This is a genomic window from Vibrio sp. 704 (genome assembly GCF_033339295.1).
This window is the reverse complement of the sequence record NZ_JAWOUH010000769.1, coordinates 1-577: the sequence shown is the minus strand read 5'-3', so window position 1 is coordinate 577 and position 577 is coordinate 1. Positions and strand designations below refer to the sequence as shown.

Genomic DNA, 577 nt, shown 5'->3' with positions numbered 1-577 from the left:
AAGGGGATGTAACGCGCATTAGCCAAGTGCTGAACAATCTAGTGGGTAACGCGATCAAATTCACTGAAGACGGTGAAATTGATATTTACGTCAGCCTGAATCCAGAAGACGAATCGCAAGTGCTATTTGAAGTCTCAGACACAGGTATCGGCATTTCGAAAAAAGATCAGAAAACTCTGTTTGATGCCTTCACGCAAGCAGAAGGTGGTCTGAACCAAATCGGTGGTACAGGGCTTGGTTTAGCAATCAGCAAACGTATCGTCGAAGCCATGGGCGGCGTGCTAGAAGTCGACTCAGAAGAGGGCGAAGGCAGCCGTTTCTGGTTCTCCATCCCACTTGAAGAAAGCGAACCTGTTGAAATCGGTGTTGTGGCGAGCGCTCGCTGCAAGGTGAAAGCCAAAGTGCTGTTGGTCGAAGACAATGAAGTAAACCGCGTAGTGGCGGAAGGTTTCCTCCAGAGCATGGGGCACCAAGTTGTGATGGCGGAAGATGGCCTGCAAGCTGAACGAATCATTGATAAACAAGATTTTGACATCGCGCTTGTTGACATCAATTTACCTGATTGTGACGGCACGGA

At 48.7% G+C, this 577-nt stretch carries 1 protein-coding gene; it reads left to right on the top strand.

Annotated elements, in window-relative coordinates; genetic code table 11:
- On the top strand, positions 1-577 hold a 577-nt coding region (locus tag R7R24_RS29010), incomplete at both ends, for an ATP-binding protein (protein ID WP_318120499.1).